Raw genomic sequence first — 21,290 nt, 5'->3', positions numbered from 1 at the left:
TGATGAAAAGGGTAAGGTTGTTGTTACTGATTGGGTTGATGGTCTTTGCGTTGAGTGTCCCTGCCTTTGCCCATTTCCAGATGATTTACACCCCGGAGAGTGCCCTGACCAAAGGAGGGAAGATAGACTTCAAGCTGGTCTTTACTCATCCCTTTGAGGCCGGGCATACCATGGATATGGGCACCCCTGAGGGGTTTTTTGTCGTCCATAAGGGGAAGAAAAAGGATCTTAAGGGGAGTCTTAAGTCCATCATCTGGAGGAGCCTGACAAACGAGGGCAAGGCCTTTAAGACTTCTTACAAACTCAGAGGGATGGGGGACTATGTATTTTGCCTCGTCCCTGCACCCTACTACGAAAAGTCAGAGGATATCTATATGCAACAGATCACAAAGATGATCGTGAACGTGGCTGGTCTTCCCACTGATTGGGACGCAGAGATAGGGCTTGCGGCTGAGATCGTCCCCCTTGACAAGCCCTATGCCCTCTGGACAGGAAACGTATTTAGGGGCGTTGTGAATTGCGATGGCAAGCCCGTCCCCTTTGCCGAGGTCGAGGTGGAGTATCTGAACCACGATGTTATGGGTAATGCCTTCGCCAAAAAAGCTAAAGTTGAAGCGCCTCAGGATGCCTTTGTTACCCAGACCATCAAGGCAGACGCCAACGGTGTATTCACCTTTGGTATCCCCAAAGCCGGCTGGTGGGGGTTTGCTGCCCTTGGTGTAGGTCCAAAGAAAGAATACAAGGGCAAGGAGTTCTCCCAGGACGCTATCATTTGGATCCAGGCAAGGGACATGGAATGAGCCCTTTTTCTGCCCCCTGTCTTCTTCTGGGCAGAGGGCAGATCCAGTCCTTTATAGGGAGGGTTAGGAGATGAAGCAGGAGAAGGTCCTGGCACAGGGGAATAAAGATTATTTAATGAAGATTATCGAGAGGAGCACCCAGGACCTCCATGATCGGGTAGATATGCAACAACATGTGCTGTTCAGCATCCTGGAACAGATTAAAGATGGGTGTCCTGTTGACCTCTGCTCTCTTGTGGATTGCCCGCACAGAAAGTTGTTACGCCAGGTCCTTGCGGAGACCATAGAGACCCTGGAGGAGACAAAGAAGGCTTTCAAATCAAAGAGGCTGGAGGGATTGAGGAAGAGACTCATGGCGGTGCTAACGGAAACCGCTTAAGATTATTTTAGGGACGTCTTACGGCCCCTGATATGGTCAGGGGAAGTGAAGGCGTAACTTAATGGCCCCTGAAGGGCATCGGGTTGCACCTTCTTTTTTTCAACAAGACTTATTTTGGCTTGACAAGAAAAAATGGGTGTGTTAGTCCTGCTTAATAAATAGAGATAAGTCTAAATTTGTGCGTAATGGCTAAGAAAACGCGTGGTATGGTTGGAATAATAATGGCAGTAGTTTTATTGATATGCACATCAAACTGTTTTGCAAAGACATTGGAGAAAGATATCAATAATGATGGAAGGATAGATGTACGGGGCTATTATGATAAGAAAGGGGATTTAATAAGGATAGAATCTGATTTGAATTTTGATGGAAAAGTGGATGAGTGGAGATATTTTGAAAAAGGGAATTTGGTGAGGATAGAAAGCGATACCAATCATAATGCCAAGATTGATACCTGGAGTTTTTTTGAAGGGGGAAAATTAAAAAGACAAGAGCAAGATAAAAATGAAGATGGTCTAAGGGAGATAATCATCTTTTTAGACAAAGAGGGGAAAAAAGAAAAGGTAGCAATAGATAAGGATTCCAATGGAAAGCTCGATACTTTTAGTTTTTATAAAGAAGGGGAACTTATAAAGCAAGAACAAGATAAAAATGAGGATGGAAAGATAGATACATGGCTTTATTTTGAAAAGGTCGAAGAGCTAAAAGAAAGTCGGCTGGATACAAACTTTGACGGAAAAGTAGATGCCATAAAATTTTATGAGAAAGAGAAGGTTATAAGGGCGCAGTGGGATAGCGATTTTGACGGAAACATAGATACTTGGGATTACATCAAGGAGGCAAGGCAGGAGCAGGATAGAAACAAGGACGGAAAGGTAGATGCATGGCTCTATCTGGATAGGGTGGGGAAAATAACCAAAGAAGAAATAGACACAAATTTTGATGGAAAGGCAGATTTAGTAAAACATTATCAGGAAGAATTGTTGATTTTGGAAGAGGTAGACTCAAATCATGATGGCAAATTTGATGTAAGAAATGAATATAAAAAATGGGGCCTATATAGACAACTTCAGGACAGAAATAAAGACGGGAAAATGGACTCATGGATATACTTTTCTCGGCAAGGAGAAGAAGAGAGATTAGAAATTGATGAGGATTATGACGGCAGGATTGACAACTGGTATCTTTACAAAAAAGGGAAATTAGTAAGGCACAAAAAAGATTCAAATCATGACGGTATCATCGATGAAATAGCATATTACGATAAGGGAAGGCTTATAAAATCAGAACATGATGAAAATAGAGATGGAAGGATAGATACTTGCTGTCATTATGATAAAGAAGGGAACCCATTTAAGGCTGTGCATGATAAAGACGGTGATGGAAAATGGGACAGTTTCTCTTTTTATGAAAAGGGGAAACTTATAAGGATAGAAGAAGATACCAATAAAGACGGGAAAATAGATGTCTGGAAGTCCTATGGGAAAAAGGGAAAGCTAGTTAAGACAGAAAAAGACCTGAATTATGATGGGAAACCAGACATAACCCTTTAGGAGAGATTATGATTTCTTTTTTAGCAAAAGGGGGCATATTGGTAATTCCTATACTTTTTTGCTCTGTGATTGCCCTTACTATCGTACTAGAGAGGCTTTACCAATTCAGAAAGCTAAAGATTAAAAATCCAGACCTGCCAATGGAGATTCAAAAGGCATTAAAAGAACAAAAAACAAATGGTGCCTTATCCATGGCGGAAAATAGCAAGGGCATCTTGGGTAAGGTGTTAAGAGAAGGCATCAAAAGATATGGACGCGGTAAAGAGGCCATAGAAAAGGCTTTGTCCAATGCAGCAGAAAGGGAAGTAGAGGAGCTAGAAAGGCACCTACCTGTGCTAGCCACTGTGGGAAATATTGCCCCACTTTTAGGGCTATTGGGCACGGTAACAGGGATGATAAGGGCATTTATGGTAATTGAAAGATTGGGAGGAAGGGTGAATGCCAGTGTGCTGGCAGGTGGCATATGGGAGGCCATGCTCACTACTGCATTAGGGCTTTCTGTAGCTATACCAACGGTAGTGGCCCACAATTATCTAGTAAACAGGGTAAGGAGTTTTACCACAACGTTGCAGAATAGGCTTAATGAATTTTTAGAGGGGATTGGATGATCAGACTTAAAAAAAATGCAAAGAATGGTGCAGAGGTGCCTCTTACTCCCTTAATAGACATGGTATTTTTGCTGATTATATTCTTTCTTTTAACTACAAGGTTTATCACCGAAGAAGGTATCTCGGTAAAGCTTCCTCAGGCAGATTCCACCACACCCCAGACCCAAAAGGAAATTACAGTATATGTCTCTAAAGAAGGCAGGGTATTTATTGGAAATAGAGAACTTACCTTACATCAACTCCACTATGAATTAAGGTCTCTTATAGGCACTGACAGAGACAAATTAGTAGTGATAAAGGCGGATAGAAATGTAATTTTAAATAAAGCAGTAAAGGTAATGGACGTTGCAAAGACAGCCGGCGCAGCGAGGCTTTGTATCGCTACCAAAAAGGAAGAACAATGAATAACAGAAATAATAGGGCCATAAGATTATTTCTCCTTTTTTCTATTGCATTACATGCATTTATAATATTTTCCTTTACTGACGTATTCACTGCAAATAGGCATGAGCGTAGAATAGAGGTGGACTTAAGAGAGATAAAGGAAGAGGGATCTCCTAAGGTCCCATTGAGGCCGAAAAGGATTAAGCAGGTGACCCACAACTTAGATCCAATAAAGGAGATAGTGCATCAAAAGGTAAAATACAGGCAATATCCAAAAAGCATTGTAGAACCTATTAAGGAAACAAGGTATAGGCCTACACCGCTAGCAAGCATGACCAATCTTTTCCCAAAACATTATGGTGGTAAAGTTGATCCCCTCCTTTACTATCAACGACTTATTAAACAAAAGATTGAAGAAAATAAAAGATACCCATTGTTTGCCAGAGATGAAGGCATTGAGGGCTTGGTGTGGCTAAAATTTGTCATTTTAAGAAACGGGCGACTCAAAGATATTAAGGTAGTCAAATCCAGCCCTCACCAAATTTTAGATAAGGCCGCCATAGAGAGTATTAAAAAGGCGAATCCATTTCCTCCTTTTCCAGAGGAAATAAGAGAGAGGTCGTTAACCATGAATATATGCCTATGTTTTGAATTAACGCATGCAAGATGAAAAGAAAGGAGGGATGAAAGATGAGATGAAAGATTAAAAAACCAAATAGGTGCGGAAAGCAGCTCCCGGCTAAAGGAATATCTGCTTTCCGCCGGCACCTGGTAAGCATTTCTACCAGGCCCGTAATTATTGTAGCAGGGAGAAAGGTTGTTGTCAATTTAATGTAAGAATGAAACCAGATCAAGATTATCGTAGGGACGTCTTACGGCCCCTGAATCGGTCAGGGGAAGTGAAGGCGTAACTCGGTGGAGGAGTCATCGGGTTACGCCTACTTTTTTCAACAACATGATTTCAGGAGGTGAGAAGATGAAGAGGATCGTAATTTTTACGCTGGCGCTCTTTTTCCTGTTCTCGAGCCTCTCCTTCGGGGAGGAGGAAAAAGAAGAGGAAAAAAGAGATGTATTGGAGCTGGGTGAGGTAATTATCACCGCTACCAAGACAGAACGCACCGTCGGAGAGGTCCCGGCGGTGGTGGAGGTGATCACAAAAGAGGAGATCGAGGCAAGGGGGGTCAAGACCGTCCAGGACGCCTTGAAGCTGATCCCCGGCCTCAAGGTGACCGAGCACGTGGGGACCTGGGGTGACAAGGGGCATGTCCAGATCATGGGTCTTGATGCCAAGCATACCATGGTCCTAATGAATGGTCAGAGGGTCCTCGGGGGCCATGCATCCGCCATAGACCTTCAGGCCTACCCCGTCGAGATGATCGAGAGGATAGAGGTGGTCAAGGGGCCCTTCTCAGCGCTTTACGGCAGCGATGCGGTGGGAGGGGTGGTGAATATCATCACCAAGTCGCCCCCTGTAAAACCGACTGTATCGGCTTCAACAGGCTTCGGAAGCAGGAATACACAGGTCCACTCATCAAGCGCCGGGTTCAGCTACAAGGGCTTCGGAGGCTTTCTAAATTATACCTACCGGAAATCCGATGGGGTCCATGATTACTACGACAGATACTACGAACACATGTTTCAGGGCAACTTTCAGTATGAATTTCCCCTAGATATCAAGTTGAGCATTCAACCCTACTATTCTAAGAATAGGATGGACTGGGATTACAAATGTAGCCGCGGGACGATCAAAAGGGTTGACATGCATCGCACCCAGAAGAGGTTTGGCCTCAATACCATCGGTGAATGGTTACCGGATGAGGTCTCGAAACTCACTGTCAGGGGGTCATGGTTCGACTACAAACACTATACCAAGGACAGGAAATCTGACTGGGTGAGCGACAACTATGAAGGAGAGGTGGCCTACAGCCGACTGGTAAAGCTCTTTGGGGAGCACACCTTTACCGGGGGCTATAGCTACCTCCTTCAGGAGATAGACGATGACGGAAAGAAATTTAAGGCCGATGCCTACACCCACGGCTTCTTTATCCAGGACGAATGGAATATAATAGACCCCCTTACCGTTGTCCTCGGGCTCAGGGTGGACGATCATAAGGAGTGGGGGACGCAGTACAACCCCAAGGGGAGTCTTTCCCTTGAGGTAGTGAAAGGCCTAAGGCTCCTTGGCTCGGTGGGAAAGGCCTTCAGATCCCCCACCCTGGTGAAGCTCTACGCCGATGGGTGGAAGATGGGGCCCTGGAACATGCACGCCAACCCCAACCTTGAACCAGAAGAGTCCATGGGCTATCAAGCCGGGGTTGAATACACCTACGGCGACACCTTCCTGGGAAGGCTCGTCTATTTCAGGAACGAGGTTGAAGATCTTATCGACTCCAAGCGGGTGGGGCCTGATATGTACTGGATAAATGTAGAGGAGGCCATAACGCAGGGGCTGGAATTAAGCCTTACCTTCCGTCCTCCTTTCCGTCCCCTCAAAAACCTCACGGCCTTCCTCGGCTACACGCTCCTCCACACGAGGGATAGACAACTGCACAGAGAACTCGATTTCAGACCCAGGCACAAGGTCGATGTTGAGCTCCAATACGATATCCCCCAGATCGCCTTCAAGACAATCCTGGAGGTGGAATACATAGGGGAGCGCTACGCATACACGGAAATCGCCCGAAAGCTAGATGACTATGCCATAGTCAACCTCGCCTTCACAAAGGAGATCACCGAGATAAAGGGCCTTCCCATACGCCCCGAGCTCTTTCTGAGGATAGACAACCTCTTCAACAAGAAGAACGTGGGGTGGTACTACTCGGACAGGTGCGGACAGAAGGCGTATGACGAGTACGATATAGACGGGGTCCAGGTCTTTGGCGGGCTCAAATTGACGTTTTGATATAAAAGGAGAAAGCCATGCAAAGGATGGGAAAAGGGTTAATAATTTTTGTGATGCTCCTTTTGGGGTTCTGCCATCAGGTCAGTGCCCACACCCTCTGGATAAACCTCACAGACTATTCTCCGAAGTGGAATCCGGATTATGGCACTGCAACCAAACTCTACATGGGTTGGGGTCATCGCTACCCCGCAGCCGACTTCCTGAGACCGGAAGCGCTCAACGGCCTCTCAATGGTCGAACCTGGGGGAGATAAGAAGGAGTTGACCCCTGGCCCTGGTGGTCTTTTGGCCACCAGGGTGGAGTTCGAAGAACCTGGAGGATACATCCTCTGCGCCGTGAAGAAGCCGGGCTATTACACCATGTACGAAAAGGGAGAGAAGGTCCACCACAAACTGGGCACAAAGGAGGGGCTTGAAGGCGTCATCCTCAGCCTCTATTTTGAGCAATATGCCAAGGCCCTGACCAACGTGGGCAAGGTGAAAGGTAACCCCTTTGAGAAACCGGTGGGCCACAGGCTGGAGATAGTGCCCCTTGCCAACCCATACAGTCTCAAGGGCGATGGTGGTCATCTACTACCCGTGAAGGTCCTCTTCAACGGGAAGCCGGCTAAATACGTGCGCGTCTATGCCACCTATACGGGATTTTCGACCCGAGACGACTTCGCCTTTGCAACCTTCACAGACGGCGAGGGGGTGGCAAGGATAAGGCTCCTGCACTGGGGGCCATGGCTGATAAAGGCAGTAAAGAAATCCCCTGCCTCAGGGGACATGAGGGAGAAGTGCGATGAAATCTCTCTGACAGCGACTTTGACCTTTGAGGTGCCGTAAATGTGGGAATTCTTTAACGAGGGCCAACCCCTTTACCCCTCTTCCCAGGGGCCTGGGGCCCTCTAGGGTCAAGATAGAGGTGGAGATCGTCTTCAAACTGGAGTGAGGGAATAAAAGATCAACGGTTTAGGACTTCTTCACCCCCCAATCGGGCGGGTTAGGGTCCTGTATGACCTGACCCGCCCGAAGAAGAAGATGTGCCTGATAAAGGTCTTTGGCGAGCTTAACATTGACAAGTGACAAGCCAGAGGTGCCCTATATCATCGTCTTCGCTGCCGGAGCGTGTCATGTGGTCGAACAAGAGGGGCCTCCATCAACGGACGAGGAAAAGAAGTCAATGGAAGAAGAGAAGTCCAAATAAGAGAGTCTCTTAAATTCACAAGAAGGATAAAACTATGGGAAAGAAAGGTAGGAAAAAGAGGAATCTAATAGGGATAGTGTTGGTAATCCTTATGGGGTTGGTGGTCTGGTCTTTGGTAAGCACGCAGTATAAATGGAAATACAGCGATTCGGGACTTGCCGAGTATAAAAAGGGGAATTTCCAGGAGGCCATCGAAAACTATGCCAGGGCGATAGAGTCTAATCCTGATGATGCATCCCTGTACAACAACCGGGGACTTGCCTATGCCGGACTTAAGGAATACGAGAAAGCGATTTCGGACTACGATAAAGCCATAGAATTGAAACCAGATTACGCAGTGGCATACTGCAATAGAGGGCTTTCATATTTTAAAAAGGGCTCCTGGGGCAACAAAGACCCATACAAAAGAGCAATTTCTGATTTTAGTAAAGCCATAGAATTGGATCCGGATTATGTGGATGCTTATTACAACCGTGGACTTGCTTATAACAAATTTGTGCATTACTACAGTAAGCCCTTTAGTGCTGAAGATGAAGATAAATATAATAAGGCAATTGCAGATTTTGACAAGGTGATTGAATTAAACAACTCTTATGTACTGGCACTGGCTGGAAAAGCTAATGCTATTTATAGATATGGGAACTGGGAAGAAGCAGAGAAACTGTATAATAAGGCACTCCAGCACGAAAGGGAAATCATAGCTAGGGTAGGTTCTAAAGGGCTGGCAGGTGTATATTATAGCCGAGGACGAAATTATATGAACTTTATAGATATTAGAAAAGCACTTTCTGATTTCAAGAAAGTAATAGAGTTAGAACCAGACAATGATGCTGCATTTACTTATATTGCTATTATAAATTTAGAACTGGAGCAATACGAAGAAGCAATTAGATATGCTAATAAGAAAATTGAATTAGAGGGTTCAAAAAAGGACTCAAATTATTACTCTACACTTGGAAAGTGCCATTATGGTCTTGGCGAATATGATAAAGCAATTGCCAATCTAAAAAGGGCATTAGATTTGCCCCTTCGTCACGGGAGTAAAGAATCGCTACGGAGATGGTTGGGCAAAGCGTATAAAGAAAGCAGGGAAATGGAGAAAGCAAAAGAACAATTGCAAAAAGCAGTTGAATTATTGAGTAAGAGAATTCAGACAGGCAGAAACGGATACACGAATTATCAAGAAAGAGGATTATGCTATATAGAACTTGAGCAATATGATAAAGCCATTTCTGATTTCAAAAAGGTAATAAGCTTAAAAGAGAAAACCGACCGAAGAGTTTATTATTGGAATTCTTATTTAGAGGCGCATAAGAATGTTGGAATTACCTACTCTAAAATGGGAAATAAGGAAAAAGCGAAAGAGTATTTTCAAATAACAATAAAACTTGCTGAAGAAAGAGGAAACAATAGAGTAATAGAGAAAACACAAAAATTATTAGCCGAACTTTGAGTTTTTCTTAGAGAGGGGGTGAGAGAACAATGTGTGTCCCGATAAGTGTACTTACAAAAGGACAAATCAGTGGTTGCACAGGGCTATGCCGCCTGTGGCCCCATATTAGTGTCTTGGCAGTCCTTTGCGCTGGTTTAGTGTGGAACTTTGGACGTGGAAGATTATCTAAGAAAGATAAAGCAAAGGCCTAATATAGCAAATGCGTAGGCAATTTTAAAAATGGACTGGTCATATTGGAGCAGGAAGAAGAGATAAAATTAGTTTAAGTAATGGTCATCGCACCTAAGATAGAGGCAAAAGTTTACAATAAATTTTGGATTTTTATTTGGACATCTATCTCCCCACTACCCTAATCGGGTGGGGTCAGGTCTTGTATGACCTGACTCGCCCGATTAGGATATGTGCCTGATGAAGTCCTTCGGAAAGAAAGAAGCTGAGAAGATGGACAAGAAAAAATGGTTCATATTTCTATTGGCTACGTTCGTGGTAGCAGGTTCCGCCGCAAAAGCGGCAGAACCTGCAGAGTCACTCTGGTGGGAGGTTAAATCCCCCAACAGGCATGTTGGTGCTACTTTGAGCAGGGAGGAGATAGTCGCTGCCTTTGAAAGGCCAAAGTCGCTAATCCTGCGCCGGGGCAAGTTTCCACTGGGAACTAAGGAGGAAAGTGCTATTGCCAAGGCAGTTAAGGGCAATAAAGCAACCGTATGGATCAGAAACCCTGAAGGCGCTGTCTCGCAGGTCAATTTGGATTCTAAGAGTTTAGAAGTTACATTGCCAACAGATATTAGAGGACTTTATCTTATCGGCGCTCATGTAGATGCCGAGGTTATGGATTTTGATTCAGATGGTGAGAGTGAGAAGGTTCATTTCTATTCGAAACAACTTGTATATCACTTTAAACGAGGTGGTCGTATTGACCCAAAACCGGATGTCTTCTTCAAAGGTATGGAGGAGGAATTTCCTTTGGAAATAGGGCCGTTCATAGCTAAAAAGAGAGTAGGGGGAGGCCCTTTCATGGGTAGCTATCAAACAGCCCTCAAAGAGCACAAAATGAAGATTTTTTATAGAGGCCAGCCACTTGGAGATACAGAGGTCGCTATTCTGACTGAAAGCGGCTGGAGGAAAAGCATCAGAACTGATTCTGATGGCATAATTTTAATCACTCCTCTCGAAGGCTTGAAAAAAGATGAGAAATACCTGTACGTAGTAACTCATAAGGACCCACTAACAGGGGAATATCATTGTTCAAGCCTTGTGATGTCTGTGGTAAAGCCTCCGCCCGAATGGCTAAGCAAGGCAAAAGGATTTATTCTTTGGGCTGTATTGGGAACAGGTTTGTTTGTTGTTGTTGTTGTCGGGACAATCTACCTTAAGCAAAGGCGAGATAGATGGGCTATTACTAAATTTGATGGATATAAAATAAAAAAAGATTAAGACATGACAGTTTCACAAATTAGATGGATAACACTGACCGTATCATTTTTTGTATTGAGTTTTGGAGGCCTTGCAGCCCTTTCTCTGGGCAATTTTCTGCCAACCTTCTCCTGTTTTTATGTTGAATCGAGGAGTGGAACCTGTTTTTTGTGGGTTCTTCAACACCTACTTGATCATGGGTACTGGGAGGCATACAAGTCTCTCGGAAAGTACCTCCTTTACTTCTCACTTTTAGTCATTGTTATTGGCAGGGCGTGGTGTGGATGGATATGCCCATTGGGATTTTTTCAAGATGTCCTGGACTTAATCAGGAGAAAGCTACACCTTGGCTATATAAGTTTTCCTGAAGAGCTTCGTGCACAACTCAGTTGTGTAAAGTGGATCTTTCTATTCATCGCCTTACTTATACCTCTTTGGGTGTCCTTTCCTTTCTTCGGAAAATCCATTGCCATGGATTTACGCCAACCATTCTGCCAGTTGTGTCCGGGAAAATATATTCTTCCCTTTATCCTCGGGGACACTGTTGATGTAGCTGTTAATTTTAAGAGCACTACCACCATCATTATGTCAGTCCTGGGGCTCATCTTTTCAGGTGTAGTTATCTTTGGCGCATTGCTAAAAAGGAGGTTCTGGTGTCCCTACTGTCCAATGGGTTTATTCCTTTCTTTTTACAAGAAAATTAGCTTCATAAAACTCAAAAAAGATTGCCAGAAATGTACCATGTGCGGAATATGTTACAATGTCTGCCCTATGGAGATAAAAGATTTACTAACAGAGCGTAAAAACGAGGATGTAACTTTCACTGATTGTACCCTGTGCTTGCGATGCGTGGAATATTGCCCTGAAGATGAAACGCTGAGAGCAACCTTCTTTGGTAGAACGATTTATAAGTCAAGTAGTAAGGGGTTTTTCTCCAGGCAGCATATCACCTCGGGATTTCCTGAAGAAAAACATCAAGTAGTTTCGGAACCATATCAATGAATAAAGAGATAATCCAAAAAGAATTGATTAAGGAAACTGGTCAATTGCAAGGACGGAAAGAGAGTTTTAGCCGCAATCTTGCCCATTCAGCAGAAATGATGCTTGCAGAATTAGATAATAACTCTAACCTGCCAGCGGGTATATACTACTTTATCAACATAATGCGAGATGCATTTGTTAAAAACCAGGTGCGAAGATATAGACAACTTCAGGGAAGGGATAATAGAAAGATAATTGGCACTTATTGCATCACGGTCCCTGAAGAACTGATCTACGCAGCTGGTGCAATACCTGTTCGACTTTGTGGAGGAAGCTATGAGGCGTCCTGCATAGGAGATGAACTTGTACCTCGGGATACATGCCCAGTGGTAAAGGCCTCTGTGGGTTTCACTTCTTTGAACCCTATATCTCTATATCAAATGTGCGATGCCGTCATAGTTTCTACCACCTGTGATGCAAAGAGGAAGTTAGGTGAGGAACTTTCCAATTATACAGAGGTTTGGATGCTTGAAGTCCCACACATCAAGGATACCGATGGCTCAAGAAGACAATGGATTCAACAACTTTACACTTTAAAGAAGAATATCGAAAAACTCACAGGTAGAAAATTTATAGGTAGACGTATCAGGCGTAAGGCATTGGAAGACTCAATCGGGATAATAAACCGAGCTAGGTACCAGGCACGCAGGCTCTATGAAATCAGAAAGTCGCCTGCGCCTGTAATTCTGGGGCGCGAGGCCATGCTTGCCATCAATGCCTATAGTTATGATATTGCATTTGAGTGGACAAGAGCAATGAGCGAATTAAACGATGAATTAGAAGCACTGTACCATAAAGGTCAGTTTGTTTGTAGCGAGTATACCCCGCGCATATTGATTGCCGGTTCTCCGATGATCTTTCCTAATTGGAAAATCCCTTCTCTCATCGAAGAGATGGGCGCTGTGATCGTAACCGACGAGACATGTATGGGCAATCGTTATCTATACGATCCCATAGGGACAACCGAAAAATCGGTGAAGGATATGATGGTGGGTATTGCTGCCAGGTACCTTATGCCTTGCGTCTGTCCATCATTTACACCAAATGAAGACAGGCTCTACCGATTGCTTCAGATGGCTGAAGAATTCAACATCGATGGCATCATATACCATGTACTCAAAGGGTGCGTCGTTTATGACTTTGAGCTGATTCGTGTAGAAAAGATAATGAAAGAGAAGAATATCCCTGTGCTGCGAATAGAAACGGATTACAATCCTGAAGACATTGAACAGCTCAGAACACGTATTGAGGCATTTATAGAGATTATAAATTCAAAAAAGAGAAAGATGAAGGAGGCTTAAATTATATGAAATGTTATGCAGGCATTGATGCTGGGTCAACTTACATAAAGGTGGCTGTTATAAATGACAGCACATTAATGGGCTATAAAATTGCCCCTACCGGGATAGATTGCCGTAAGAAGTCCAGGGAAATGTTTGATGAACTCCTAAGTGATCTAAGTTTATCTCCATCGGATATCATTGCCATTACTTCTACAGGGTACGGCCGGAGATTAATTGATATTTCGAATGAAACGGTAAGTGAGATAATGGCCCATGCCATAGGGGCGATCTGGACAGCGCCTGAAGGAAGTAAGATCAGGACAATCATTGACATTGGTGGTCAGGACAGCAAAGTGATTGTCATTGACGAAAAATGGGAAACAAAAAATTTTATTATGAATGACAAGTGTGCTGCGGGCACAGGGCGTTTTATAGAAGTCCTTTCCCGTGTTCTTGAGGTAAACGTTGAACAGATTGGCCCCTTTTCTCTTCAGGCAAAGACTCCGTGCCAGATTAATAGCACATGCGCAGTATTTGCGGAATCTGAGGTGATATCGCTGCTTGCCCGAGGGAAAGATAGAAAGGACATAATTGCCGGAATCCATAGATCTCTGGCTAAAAGAATTTCAGGGATGGCAAGAAAGGCCAGTTTTGAACCTGACCTGCTCCTGACTGGTGGAGTGGCCCTCAATCCCGGTCTTGTCGCTGCATTCGAGGACGAATTGATGATGGATATCTACGTCGCGAGAAAGCCACAACTAAACGGCGCAATCGGGGCTGCCATAATTGCCGGAAATCTACGGGGGAAAAGTTGATTTGTTAAATGATAATCTCTTGGCACAATTTGCAATTTCTTACTCTACCGCCCTGTTCATCGGTATTGGGGCAGGGATAAGTTATTGTAATGTTGCCTGTACTCCATTTGTAAGTACTTATATCATGGGATCAAGAGAGGGTGCTCTGAATGGAATAAAATCTTTTGTTATATTTACCATTGGAAGGGTCTTCATGTGTGGAATTTTGGGACTGACCGCAGGTTATATCGGTAAAACGTTTATCAATGTGGGAAGTGATCTTAAATATGGGTCAATACTCTGTTGTGTAGTGATAATCTCAATTGGTTTGCTAATGATTATACGTCCGTGGTACGTAAAATGCGAAAAAACTAAAGAAAAAACAAAGATGTTTGTTTTTTTCTCAACAAATCTTGCCTTCAGTCCAACAACTCACTTGTTTATTATGGGAATGGCATTCGCTACAATTCCATGTCCGCCAATGGTTATTGTACTGCTTTACAGCTTACAGATGCCGTCAGTAATCTCCAGTAGCATTTTAATGGCGCTTTTCGGCATCGGCACCGCAGTTTCTCCACTTGTAATTATTTCTGCTCTGGCAGGCTGGTTCTCCAAGAAAATAAAGGCCGAGGTGCCACAGTACAGGATGCTGTTTCAGAGGCTCTCTGGCATGATATTGATCTTGCTTGGTGGTTTCTCCGCAATATCTTAACGAGGATGGTTTCTAAAAAAGATAGATGACAAATAGACCTTACAGATGACTGAAGATATCTATGCGCAACGAAGGTATCGTATACGTGGCCGCTCTTCTCGCTAGTTATTAGTAGATGGTCAAAAATGTCTCCAAACTTTTCGAAAAACCGGAACAACTGGCCTTGAAGGAGTAAAACATGAAATCTAAAAGGATTAACCACTAATTGGCAATCGGTAATCTAAAAGAGGAATAAAGGAGAATAATCATGGAGTTTACAGAAGAGAAGACATATTTCATCTATGTTGTGCTTGGATCATTGTACTTCATATCTAAGGTGATTTACTATCTTTGTGGCTTTGTCTGTCTTACTGGGGTAATACTCGGGTTAGTTGCTTCAGTGCTGACAATCTGGATCGGAATTGCTTCTTTCAGAGAGTATACAAAAGCAGTCAAATCCATTGTGCACTGGTTGGCTTTCATAGGCCCATTGTTTATACTTCTTTACTCCCCTCTCCATATGACTGTCCGTATGGGAATTCCAGTATTCCAATTTCCTTTGGAGAAACTCACGATACTTCTGATATTTGAATGTCTTGCACTTGTACAAGTCATTCTTTCCGTTCTTATGCATAAAAAATTGACGTTAAAACGTAGACCAAAATAATTAATTAATCGACCTTGACTTTTGAAGTTCTTTAAGCAGATTGAAGAGATCCAAATCGATAGGGGCTTGAAATGAACGTTTATGGTCTGATGCTGGGTGCTACTGTGCTATTGGCGATTGGCTTTTGTCACCTGCTTGTCATGAAGGGTGAATATTATTGGGGAACCAGGTGGTGGCCAGTACTCTTTTTCATTGGCTCTCTTCTCATTGTAATCTCTCTTCTGGTGGATAACAAATTTCTATCCGGCAGTCTTGGTATTTTTGGATTTGCCCTCTTGTGGAGCATATATGAGCTCTTTAAACAAAAGGAGCGGGTCAGAAAAGGATGGTTTCCCAAAAATCCAAAAAGAGGTGACAAATAGAATTTATGGGGAAACTAACCGCCATGGCGGTTCTCGCCACCCATGAGGGATGAAAATGGTGACTTTTCATACTTCAGACCTTTCGTTGAGGGGGTTCTCCCCCTCAAGCTCCCCCAAAAAGGAGTGTTCTTTATTGGGGGTTTCAGGGGGCGAAGCCCCCTGAAGTTGGTGTTCAAAAGACATCGAGGCTAAAGGAACCTTCTTGTCTGTGAGCTATTTTCTACGTAAACATAGATGAAACTTTTACCTATTTTGTTTGGGGCCTCGATTTTAAGTGTGATTCACGCAATGATGCCAGACCATTGGGTGCCTATTGTCATGATTAGTAAAACTGAGAGGTGGTCACCTATAGAAACATCTTTTATCACAGCACTTATTGCCATTCCTCATATAGTCAGCACTATTTTGATTGGCATTATCATTGGTATAATCGGTTATAAACTTTCCTCTACCCATGAATTTGTAACGAAAATCGCAGCTCCTTTGATATTGATTTTATTGGGAATTATTTATCTATTCTTGGGTCTTAAAAACTCACGTCAAGATGAAAATAAAATCTTTACAAAAAACCATAAAAAGTTCGCTATCATAGCCTCTTTAGGCACTGCACTATTTTTTTCACCATGTGTAGCTATTGGAGTGTATTATTTCACCGCCGGCACTGCTGGTGTTCTTGGGATAATTGCTGTCTCAGCCATATATCTAATTGTAACTGTCCTTGGTATGGTGCTCATGGTAAATCTTGCCCTGAGAGGAATAGAAAAAATCAAATGGCAATTCCTAAAACATCATGAAAGGGGCATTATAGGGACAGTACTGATTGCCTTAGGTATACTTATGTATTTTGTTGAAATGTAGGGTTTACAGTTCCATGATTATTGGTGACCCCTCAGGGTCATGAGGATTCCAGGTGAAGGATAAGTTTAATATCGGTTTGCTTGACCATTATACCTCTGAAATGACCTTAAAGGGAAAGCGGAGGTTTTTTGCCAACGAAAATGGGGATCCTTTGCATGCAGCCTTTGACAGAAAGAGTGCAGTGCATCCAGGGGCCAGGGGGCAGCCCCTTGATCCCAAAGCCATTCAAGAAGTATGGAGTAACTCTTTGGCCGCAGCGGGAAAGAAAGAAAAAAGAGTGGCCTATTTTCATATCCCATTTTGCGAAACCCATTGCCTTTTCTGCGGCTTTTATCAAAATCCTTATAGAGCTGAAGAGGAAGACCATTATATAGACTGTGTAATACGGGAATTGGAGATGGTGGCCAATGCCCCATTTATTAAATCCCACCCCTTTCATGCCATTTACCTTGGAGGGGGTACTCCCACTGCCTTAAGTGTCAAAAATCTCTCGAGACTCTTGAAGGCCATTCGCAACTCCTTGCCCCTGGCCAATGATTGCGAGATTACCGTTGAGGGGCGGATCTATCATTTTCCAGATGATAAGGTCTTTGCCTGTTTAGAGGGTGGTGTTAACCGCTTTTCCATAGGGGTTCAGAGCTTTGATACCTTTGTGCGGAGAAAGATGGGCCGCATAGAGCCAAGAGAAAAGATAATAGAGAGACTTAAGTATCTTAATGGCCTTGATCAGGCAGTAATAGTTATAGATTTGATCTATGGACTTCCCTATCAAACTATGGAGATATGGGAACAAGACGTAACACAATACACAGACTTAGGGCTGGATGGGGTAGACTTATATCAGCTCAATATTTATAAAGGGGGAAAATTAGAGCAGGCTGCAAAAAAGGGCATTGTCCAGCCACCAGCAGATATCCCTATGCAGGCGGATATGTTTGCAAGAGGGGTAGAGATCATGAAGCAGGCCAGATATAGGAGATTTTCTATGAGTCACTGGGGAAGAACCACACGGGAAAGAAATATTTACAATGCCCTGGCCCTCTCTGGCAAGGTTTGTGTCCCCTTTGGTTCTGGTGCTGGCGGCTGGCTGAATGGGTACTTCTTTTTCCAGGAAAATGAATTAGATGGTTATTATCGAAGGATAGACCAGGGAAGCAAACCGATTGCCATGGCCATGAAACAGCCTGGGCATAACGATCTATTCAAGGAGTTTGTGGGGCAGATGGAACAAGGGCATTGCTATTTAAAAGAGCTTGGGGAATATTACGGTTTCAATTTAGAAGAGATATTTTCACCATTGCTTGACCAGTGGAAAAGGGTTGGTCTAATTAAAATGGATGACGGCTGGATAGAGCTGACCTTAGCAGGCGAGTTCTGGCAGGTGAACCTCTGCCAGGCGTTGATTGATTATTTTACCATAGTATTTGAAAAACATCCAGCCAGTCCCGGTATGATGGACCTTGAAGAAGGCAATCATTTCAAATGAAATCATGCGCAGGAGCCGAGCAGTTAGAATATGCTTGGTAATTGGAGGGATGTTTTTTGTAGGAATTGGGACTCTCGGGATAATCTTGCCTCTTTTGCCTACAACCCCGTTTCTCGTACTTGCCGCTATATGCTTTGCCCGAAGTTCAGAGAGATTTCACAACTGGCTCCTTAACAACAAATGCTTCGGGGCCTACATCAAGAATTATCGCGAGGGTAAGGGGATTTCGTTAAGGCAAAAGCTTATAGTTCTGTCCTTCCTGATATTGACCATAGGATATTCATGCATCTTCGTTCTTGATCAGATTGTCGGCAGGATCATTTTATTATTGATCCTTATTGGCGTAAGTATGCACATCTTCAGAATTCCAACCTTGCATCGACCCGATGCTTCGGGGTCAAAAGCCGCCCGTTCCTTACCGGACAAAGATGAGTAAGGAGGAGGTATGGAAATTTGCGGAAAGGATAATGAAAAGATAGGAGGGAAATTATGATCAGGAATTTTAAGAAAACCAGCATCTGGCCTTTAGTTTTGGGCCTTATATTTATGCTCTATGGCCTTTTCTCCCTGACCGGCTGCGCCCCAGTGATCTCCAAACAGTTGAGAGAGCAAGTAGCAAAGGAACTCACCTTAAGTGTGGTCTTGAAAGATCCGGATATCTATAAGGGCAAAACTGTCCTCTGGAGCGGGGTGATTATAAGCTCTGTGAACCTGAAAGAAGGGACCATGATCGAGGTGCTTCAAAAGCCTGCTGGCACGCAAGGAAGGCCAAAGGATGTTGACGTATCAGAGGGAAGGTTTCTTGCCTTACACCCCGGTTACTTAGATGTGGCTATCTATAGACAGGGAAGAGAGGTAACAATAGCCGGAGAGATCCAGGGAAAGAAGGTTCAGAGACTTGGTGAAATCGACTATACCTATCCCTTGATCTCTGTCAAGGAAATCCACTTGTGGCCTGAAAAAGAAGAAAGGGTTTATTATCCTTACCCTTATTGGCATTATCCCTGGGGGTATTACCCTTACTGGTATCCCTATTGGTGGTGGTGAAGCAGAGGGTAGGCCCGAAAAAGGAGAGGATAATAACACTTTGGCTCCTCACCAGAATTTGTGCTGGCCGTAATAAGATAGAGCTTGAAAGCATGGGTCGAATCCGCTACTTAGGGATTTACTGAAACCTAAACAACGGAGGGTCGACTCATGCTTGTCTCTAGCTGAGGAGCAGGAGCTCAAAATTTAGGAAGGAGATTCGAATGAAAAATAGAAACCTTAAACATCGCATAAATTGGCAAGATGCGTGGAAAGAGATGAGAAAGGAGAGGATGAGAAAACCGAAAGTTAGCTATGACAATGACTTTTAAAAAAATCTGCAGAGGACTTCTCCAGGCGAATCAAGTTAAATGATTACGAATTCGGAAGAAAGGCAACCGAAATATTGAATGAGATATTAGATAATAATTTTGAGGTATTAGAGATTGGAACCGGGCCAGGAACATTGACAATCCCTTTATCAAAGATGGTCAAAAGGATCGTTGGCATCGAGTTCTCTGAAACGAATATAAGGCATTTAAAGACAAATTTAAAGGAAGATAAGCTAAAAAATGTGGAGATTATTAATGAAAATTGGGGGAAAGTTAACGACGATGAAATCAAAGATAAATTTGATCTGGTTGTTTGTTCCCATTTCCTCTGGCAAATAGAGGATATCGAAGAACCTCTAAAGAGAATGGAAGATGCATCGAAAAGGTATTGTGCAGTAATACAGCCGTGTGGGAGAGATGAAACTGTAAAGGAGATATTTGAGGTGGTGAGCAATCAAAAATATACTGGTCAGTTTGAGCCAGATGCAGACTACTTCGCCTATGTAATTCTACGAGAATGGGGAAGATTAGTAATGGTTAGATGTTTTGATTACACCTTTGAGCGGAGTTTAGAGGAGGAAATAAGGTACATAGCAAGTTTTATTGGGCGATTTATAGAAGTTGACCATGCGGTTGAAGGGAGGATAAGAGACCATTTATTAAACAAATCAGAAAACGGCAAATATAGGGAGAAAAACAAAGCAGTTGTTATGTGGTGGGAACCAGAAAAATGAGAGGGAATAAACTTGGGAGGTGAATAATATGTCAAGAATTATGAGAAAAAATAGTGTACTTAAATTGGCTTTGAGTATGCTTATATTGATCGCCCTATCATCTTTGGTGGCAATGCCGGCCTCCGCCGTGAAACTTAACCCCGGCCGAAAAAAGATAAAGGCCATCATGATCGGAGACCGGCTGGTTGATATCGCTTACAACCTGGGCATTGTACCTGAAGCTATGATTGTTAGATGCTGGGGCGGTATTCCCAAGAAATTGACTACAGTGCAATTTTTGGGTTGCCCAAAGAGGGTTATTGTTAAGAAGAAAGACCTTGTTGCCAATGTGGCCAAAGAGAGGGGTATTAAACGCATCTTAATTGAGAAAAACGTGAATTTTGATATCCATCTGCCGCCTGAGGCCAACCCCATGAAGATAGTCCCCTTGCTCAAAGGGAAGGGCTTGCAATTAGAATTCGTTGATTTTTCAGAAGGGATTGAATCGGCCATCAAGCAAACAGGTAAACTGCTAAACCGGGAAACCCAGGCCGAGGAGTTAATCACAGCCTACAAGACTGCATTACAAAGATCCAAGACCAAAATGCCCAAGGAAAAACTCGGGAAGAAGGTCTTGATACTCAATGGTATCGTCGTGGCAAAAGGCGCTCATACCTTTATTCAAGTAGTGGCTCCAGGTGGTTATGCAGACCGGTTTTTCCTTAAACCTATGGGGTGCATCAATGTGGGGAACCTTATTAAACCTGAAGGGGTAAAAGTTAAAAGGGGATCTTTTTTATTGCGAAATATTGAAGACATAGCCAAGGCAAATCCTGATGTGATCATCCTAACAGGTGAATCTTTTGCTGTAGAAAAGGCCTTACAAAAGGCCTTAAAGAAGAATCCGTCATTAAGGGAAGTCCCTGCTGTCAAAAATTATGAAATGTACAGCCTTCCAGGCTATATCGATGAGTGGATCATAGAATATCCCTATATCTTAAGATTGTGGATATCGGTTCTATATAAATAGACGAGGCCTGACATCCACGTGCTCAGCATGATGTCTATGGCGCTGATGGATCAGGATATGTACTTCGATCAGGGCTTTATTGCCAATTCCATGCTTCGCATCGGGTTCAAGTCGGTGCGTAGACGCACACTGGATACGTCCATGAGCCCGATAGACCTCGACATCGGGCGGAAGTAGGAAAAGATTAGGAGGGTAAAAGATGAGCTTTATAAGCAAATTTTCAATGGAAGCACAAGCAGCGATCGCTTTTATCGTTGCTCAGATTCTTTTCAAGATAATATTTGAATTTGAGGGTTCAAAAATCTTTGCTGAAACACATCCTATGCC

General features: G+C 43.4%; 21 protein-coding genes and 1 pseudogene. All 22 read left to right on the top strand.

Annotated elements, in window-relative coordinates; translation table 11 throughout:
- Window positions 1–2: 2 nt before the first annotated feature.
- Window positions 3–800: a DUF4198 domain-containing protein gene (locus JRI46_06680; GenBank protein MBW2039266.1), complete on the top strand. Its 798-nt coding sequence runs from the start codon at window positions 3–5 to the stop codon at window positions 798–800.
- A 70-nt stretch (window positions 801–870) separates the two neighbouring features.
- Complete coding sequence (locus JRI46_06675; protein ID MBW2039265.1) at window positions 871–1,179, top strand: hypothetical protein; 309 nt, start codon at window positions 871–873, stop codon at window positions 1,177–1,179.
- Window positions 1,180–1,385: 206 nt separating this feature from the next.
- Window positions 1,386–2,732 carry a hypothetical protein gene (locus JRI46_06670; GenBank protein MBW2039264.1) on the top strand — a complete coding sequence of 449 codons (1,347 nt, stop codon included), beginning with the start codon at window positions 1,386–1,388 and terminating at the stop codon, window positions 2,730–2,732.
- 8 nt (window positions 2,733–2,740) lie between these two features.
- Entirely contained in the window at window positions 2,741–3,340 is a 600-nt protein-coding gene (locus JRI46_06665; protein ID MBW2039263.1) for a MotA/TolQ/ExbB proton channel family protein, read from the top strand.
- A complete protein-coding gene (locus tag JRI46_06660; protein MBW2039262.1) occupies window positions 3,337–3,744 on the top strand; it encodes a biopolymer transporter ExbD in 408 nt (135 codons plus the stop codon). Before JRI46_06665 ends, JRI46_06660 begins: the two co-directional genes overlap by 4 nt.
- Entirely contained in the window at window positions 3,741–4,394 is a 654-nt protein-coding gene (locus JRI46_06655) for an energy transducer TonB (protein ID MBW2039261.1), read from the top strand. Before JRI46_06660 ends, JRI46_06655 begins: the two co-directional genes overlap by 4 nt.
- A gap of 306 nt (window positions 4,395–4,700) precedes the next feature.
- Window positions 4,701–6,626 (top strand): TonB-dependent receptor, encoded by a 1,926-nt coding sequence (locus JRI46_06650; protein ID MBW2039260.1) that lies wholly within the window; start codon window positions 4,701–4,703, stop codon window positions 6,624–6,626.
- Window positions 6,627–6,643: 17 nt separating this feature from the next.
- The gene (locus tag JRI46_06645; GenBank protein MBW2039259.1) at window positions 6,644–7,453 is read left to right on the top strand and encodes a DUF4198 domain-containing protein; all 810 of its coding nucleotides are present in this window, start codon (window positions 6,644–6,646) and stop codon (window positions 7,451–7,453) included.
- 395 nt (window positions 7,454–7,848) lie between these two features.
- Window positions 7,849–9,267 (top strand): tetratricopeptide repeat protein, encoded by a 1,419-nt coding sequence (locus tag JRI46_06640; protein ID MBW2039258.1) that lies wholly within the window; start codon window positions 7,849–7,851, stop codon window positions 9,265–9,267.
- A 408-nt stretch (window positions 9,268–9,675) separates the two neighbouring features.
- Complete coding sequence (locus JRI46_06635) at window positions 9,676–10,701, top strand: hypothetical protein (protein MBW2039257.1); 1,026 nt, start codon at window positions 9,676–9,678, stop codon at window positions 10,699–10,701.
- A gap of 3 nt (window positions 10,702–10,704) precedes the next feature.
- Window positions 10,705–11,682 (top strand): 4Fe-4S binding protein, encoded by a 978-nt coding sequence (locus JRI46_06630; GenBank protein MBW2039256.1) that lies wholly within the window; start codon window positions 10,705–10,707, stop codon window positions 11,680–11,682.
- 95 nt (window positions 11,683–11,777) lie between these two features.
- Window positions 11,778–13,022 (top strand): 2-hydroxyacyl-CoA dehydratase, encoded by a 1,245-nt coding sequence (locus JRI46_06625; protein ID MBW2039255.1) that lies wholly within the window; start codon window positions 11,778–11,780, stop codon window positions 13,020–13,022.
- 5 nt (window positions 13,023–13,027) lie between these two features.
- Window positions 13,028–13,819, top strand: a complete 792-nt coding sequence (locus JRI46_06620; GenBank protein MBW2039254.1) for a benzoyl-CoA reductase — start codon at window positions 13,028–13,030, stop codon at window positions 13,817–13,819.
- On the top strand, window positions 13,791–14,510 hold the full coding sequence (locus JRI46_06615) for a sulfite exporter TauE/SafE family protein (GenBank protein ID MBW2039253.1): 720 nt from the start codon (window positions 13,791–13,793) through the stop codon (window positions 14,508–14,510). Before JRI46_06620 ends, JRI46_06615 begins: the two co-directional genes overlap by 29 nt.
- A gap of 247 nt (window positions 14,511–14,757) precedes the next feature.
- Complete coding sequence (locus JRI46_06610) at window positions 14,758–15,156, top strand: hypothetical protein (protein MBW2039252.1); 399 nt, start codon at window positions 14,758–14,760, stop codon at window positions 15,154–15,156.
- A 71-nt stretch (window positions 15,157–15,227) separates the two neighbouring features.
- On the top strand, window positions 15,228–15,518 hold the full coding sequence (locus tag JRI46_06605) for a DUF4491 family protein (protein ID MBW2039251.1): 291 nt from the start codon (window positions 15,228–15,230) through the stop codon (window positions 15,516–15,518).
- A gap of 234 nt (window positions 15,519–15,752) precedes the next feature.
- The gene (locus JRI46_06600; protein ID MBW2039250.1) at window positions 15,753–16,376 is read left to right on the top strand and encodes a hypothetical protein; all 624 of its coding nucleotides are present in this window, start codon (window positions 15,753–15,755) and stop codon (window positions 16,374–16,376) included.
- Window positions 16,377–16,428: 52 nt separating this feature from the next.
- A complete protein-coding gene (locus JRI46_06595) occupies window positions 16,429–17,862 on the top strand; it encodes a heme anaerobic degradation radical SAM methyltransferase ChuW/HutW (protein MBW2039249.1) in 1,434 nt (477 codons plus the stop codon).
- Window positions 17,863–17,866: 4 nt separating this feature from the next.
- A complete protein-coding gene (locus tag JRI46_06590; GenBank protein MBW2039248.1) occupies window positions 17,867–18,298 on the top strand; it encodes a YbaN family protein in 432 nt (143 codons plus the stop codon).
- Between the two features lie 53 nt (window positions 18,299–18,351).
- A complete protein-coding gene (locus tag JRI46_06585; GenBank protein MBW2039247.1) occupies window positions 18,352–18,909 on the top strand; it encodes a Slp family lipoprotein in 558 nt (185 codons plus the stop codon).
- Between the two features lie 203 nt (window positions 18,910–19,112).
- Window positions 19,113–19,954: pseudogene (locus JRI46_06580) on the top strand (class I SAM-dependent methyltransferase).
- Between the two features lie 28 nt (window positions 19,955–19,982).
- The gene (locus JRI46_06575) at window positions 19,983–20,963 is read left to right on the top strand and encodes an ABC transporter substrate-binding protein (GenBank protein ID MBW2039246.1); all 981 of its coding nucleotides are present in this window, start codon (window positions 19,983–19,985) and stop codon (window positions 20,961–20,963) included.
- Window positions 20,964–21,290 lie beyond the last annotated feature (327 nt).

Source organism: Deltaproteobacteria bacterium (assembly GCA_019308925.1).
In the GTDB taxonomy this organism is placed as follows: Bacteria; Desulfobacterota; B13-G15; order B13-G15; family RBG-16-54-18; genus JAFDHG01.
Note: the sequence above shows the minus strand (reverse complement) of the source record. Positions and strands in the feature narration are given on the sequence as shown.

Coding starts and splice junctions, on each gene's coding strand:
- JRI46_06675 (MBW2039265.1), top strand. CDS start 871: ATGAAGCAGGAGAAGGTCCTGGCACAGGGGAATAAAGATTATTTAATG.
- JRI46_06635 (MBW2039257.1), top strand. CDS start 9,676: ATGAAGTCCTTCGGAAAGAAAGAAGCTGAGAAGATGGACAAGAAAAAA.
- JRI46_06610 (MBW2039252.1), top strand. CDS start 14,758: ATGGAGTTTACAGAAGAGAAGACATATTTCATCTATGTTGTGCTTGGA.
- JRI46_06655 (MBW2039261.1), top strand. CDS start 3,741: ATGAATAACAGAAATAATAGGGCCATAAGATTATTTCTCCTTTTTTCT.
- JRI46_06585 (MBW2039247.1), top strand. CDS start 18,352: ATGATCAGGAATTTTAAGAAAACCAGCATCTGGCCTTTAGTTTTGGGC.
- JRI46_06660 (MBW2039262.1), top strand. CDS start 3,337: ATGATCAGACTTAAAAAAAATGCAAAGAATGGTGCAGAGGTGCCTCTT.
- JRI46_06650 (MBW2039260.1), top strand. CDS start 4,701: ATGAAGAGGATCGTAATTTTTACGCTGGCGCTCTTTTTCCTGTTCTCG.
- JRI46_06680 (MBW2039266.1), top strand. CDS start 3: ATGAAAAGGGTAAGGTTGTTGTTACTGATTGGGTTGATGGTCTTTGCG.
- JRI46_06625 (MBW2039255.1), top strand. CDS start 11,778: ATGATGCTTGCAGAATTAGATAATAACTCTAACCTGCCAGCGGGTATA.
- JRI46_06670 (MBW2039264.1), top strand. CDS start 1,386: ATGGTTGGAATAATAATGGCAGTAGTTTTATTGATATGCACATCAAAC.
- JRI46_06600 (MBW2039250.1), top strand. CDS start 15,753: ATGAAACTTTTACCTATTTTGTTTGGGGCCTCGATTTTAAGTGTGATT.
- JRI46_06620 (MBW2039254.1), top strand. CDS start 13,028: ATGAAATGTTATGCAGGCATTGATGCTGGGTCAACTTACATAAAGGTG.
- JRI46_06590 (MBW2039248.1), top strand. CDS start 17,867: ATGCGCAGGAGCCGAGCAGTTAGAATATGCTTGGTAATTGGAGGGATG.
- JRI46_06640 (MBW2039258.1), top strand. CDS start 7,849: ATGGGAAAGAAAGGTAGGAAAAAGAGGAATCTAATAGGGATAGTGTTG.
- JRI46_06665 (MBW2039263.1), top strand. CDS start 2,741: ATGATTTCTTTTTTAGCAAAAGGGGGCATATTGGTAATTCCTATACTT.
- JRI46_06605 (MBW2039251.1), top strand. CDS start 15,228: ATGAACGTTTATGGTCTGATGCTGGGTGCTACTGTGCTATTGGCGATT.
- JRI46_06630 (MBW2039256.1), top strand. CDS start 10,705: ATGACAGTTTCACAAATTAGATGGATAACACTGACCGTATCATTTTTT.
- JRI46_06645 (MBW2039259.1), top strand. CDS start 6,644: ATGCAAAGGATGGGAAAAGGGTTAATAATTTTTGTGATGCTCCTTTTG.
- JRI46_06575 (MBW2039246.1), top strand. CDS start 19,983: ATGTCAAGAATTATGAGAAAAAATAGTGTACTTAAATTGGCTTTGAGT.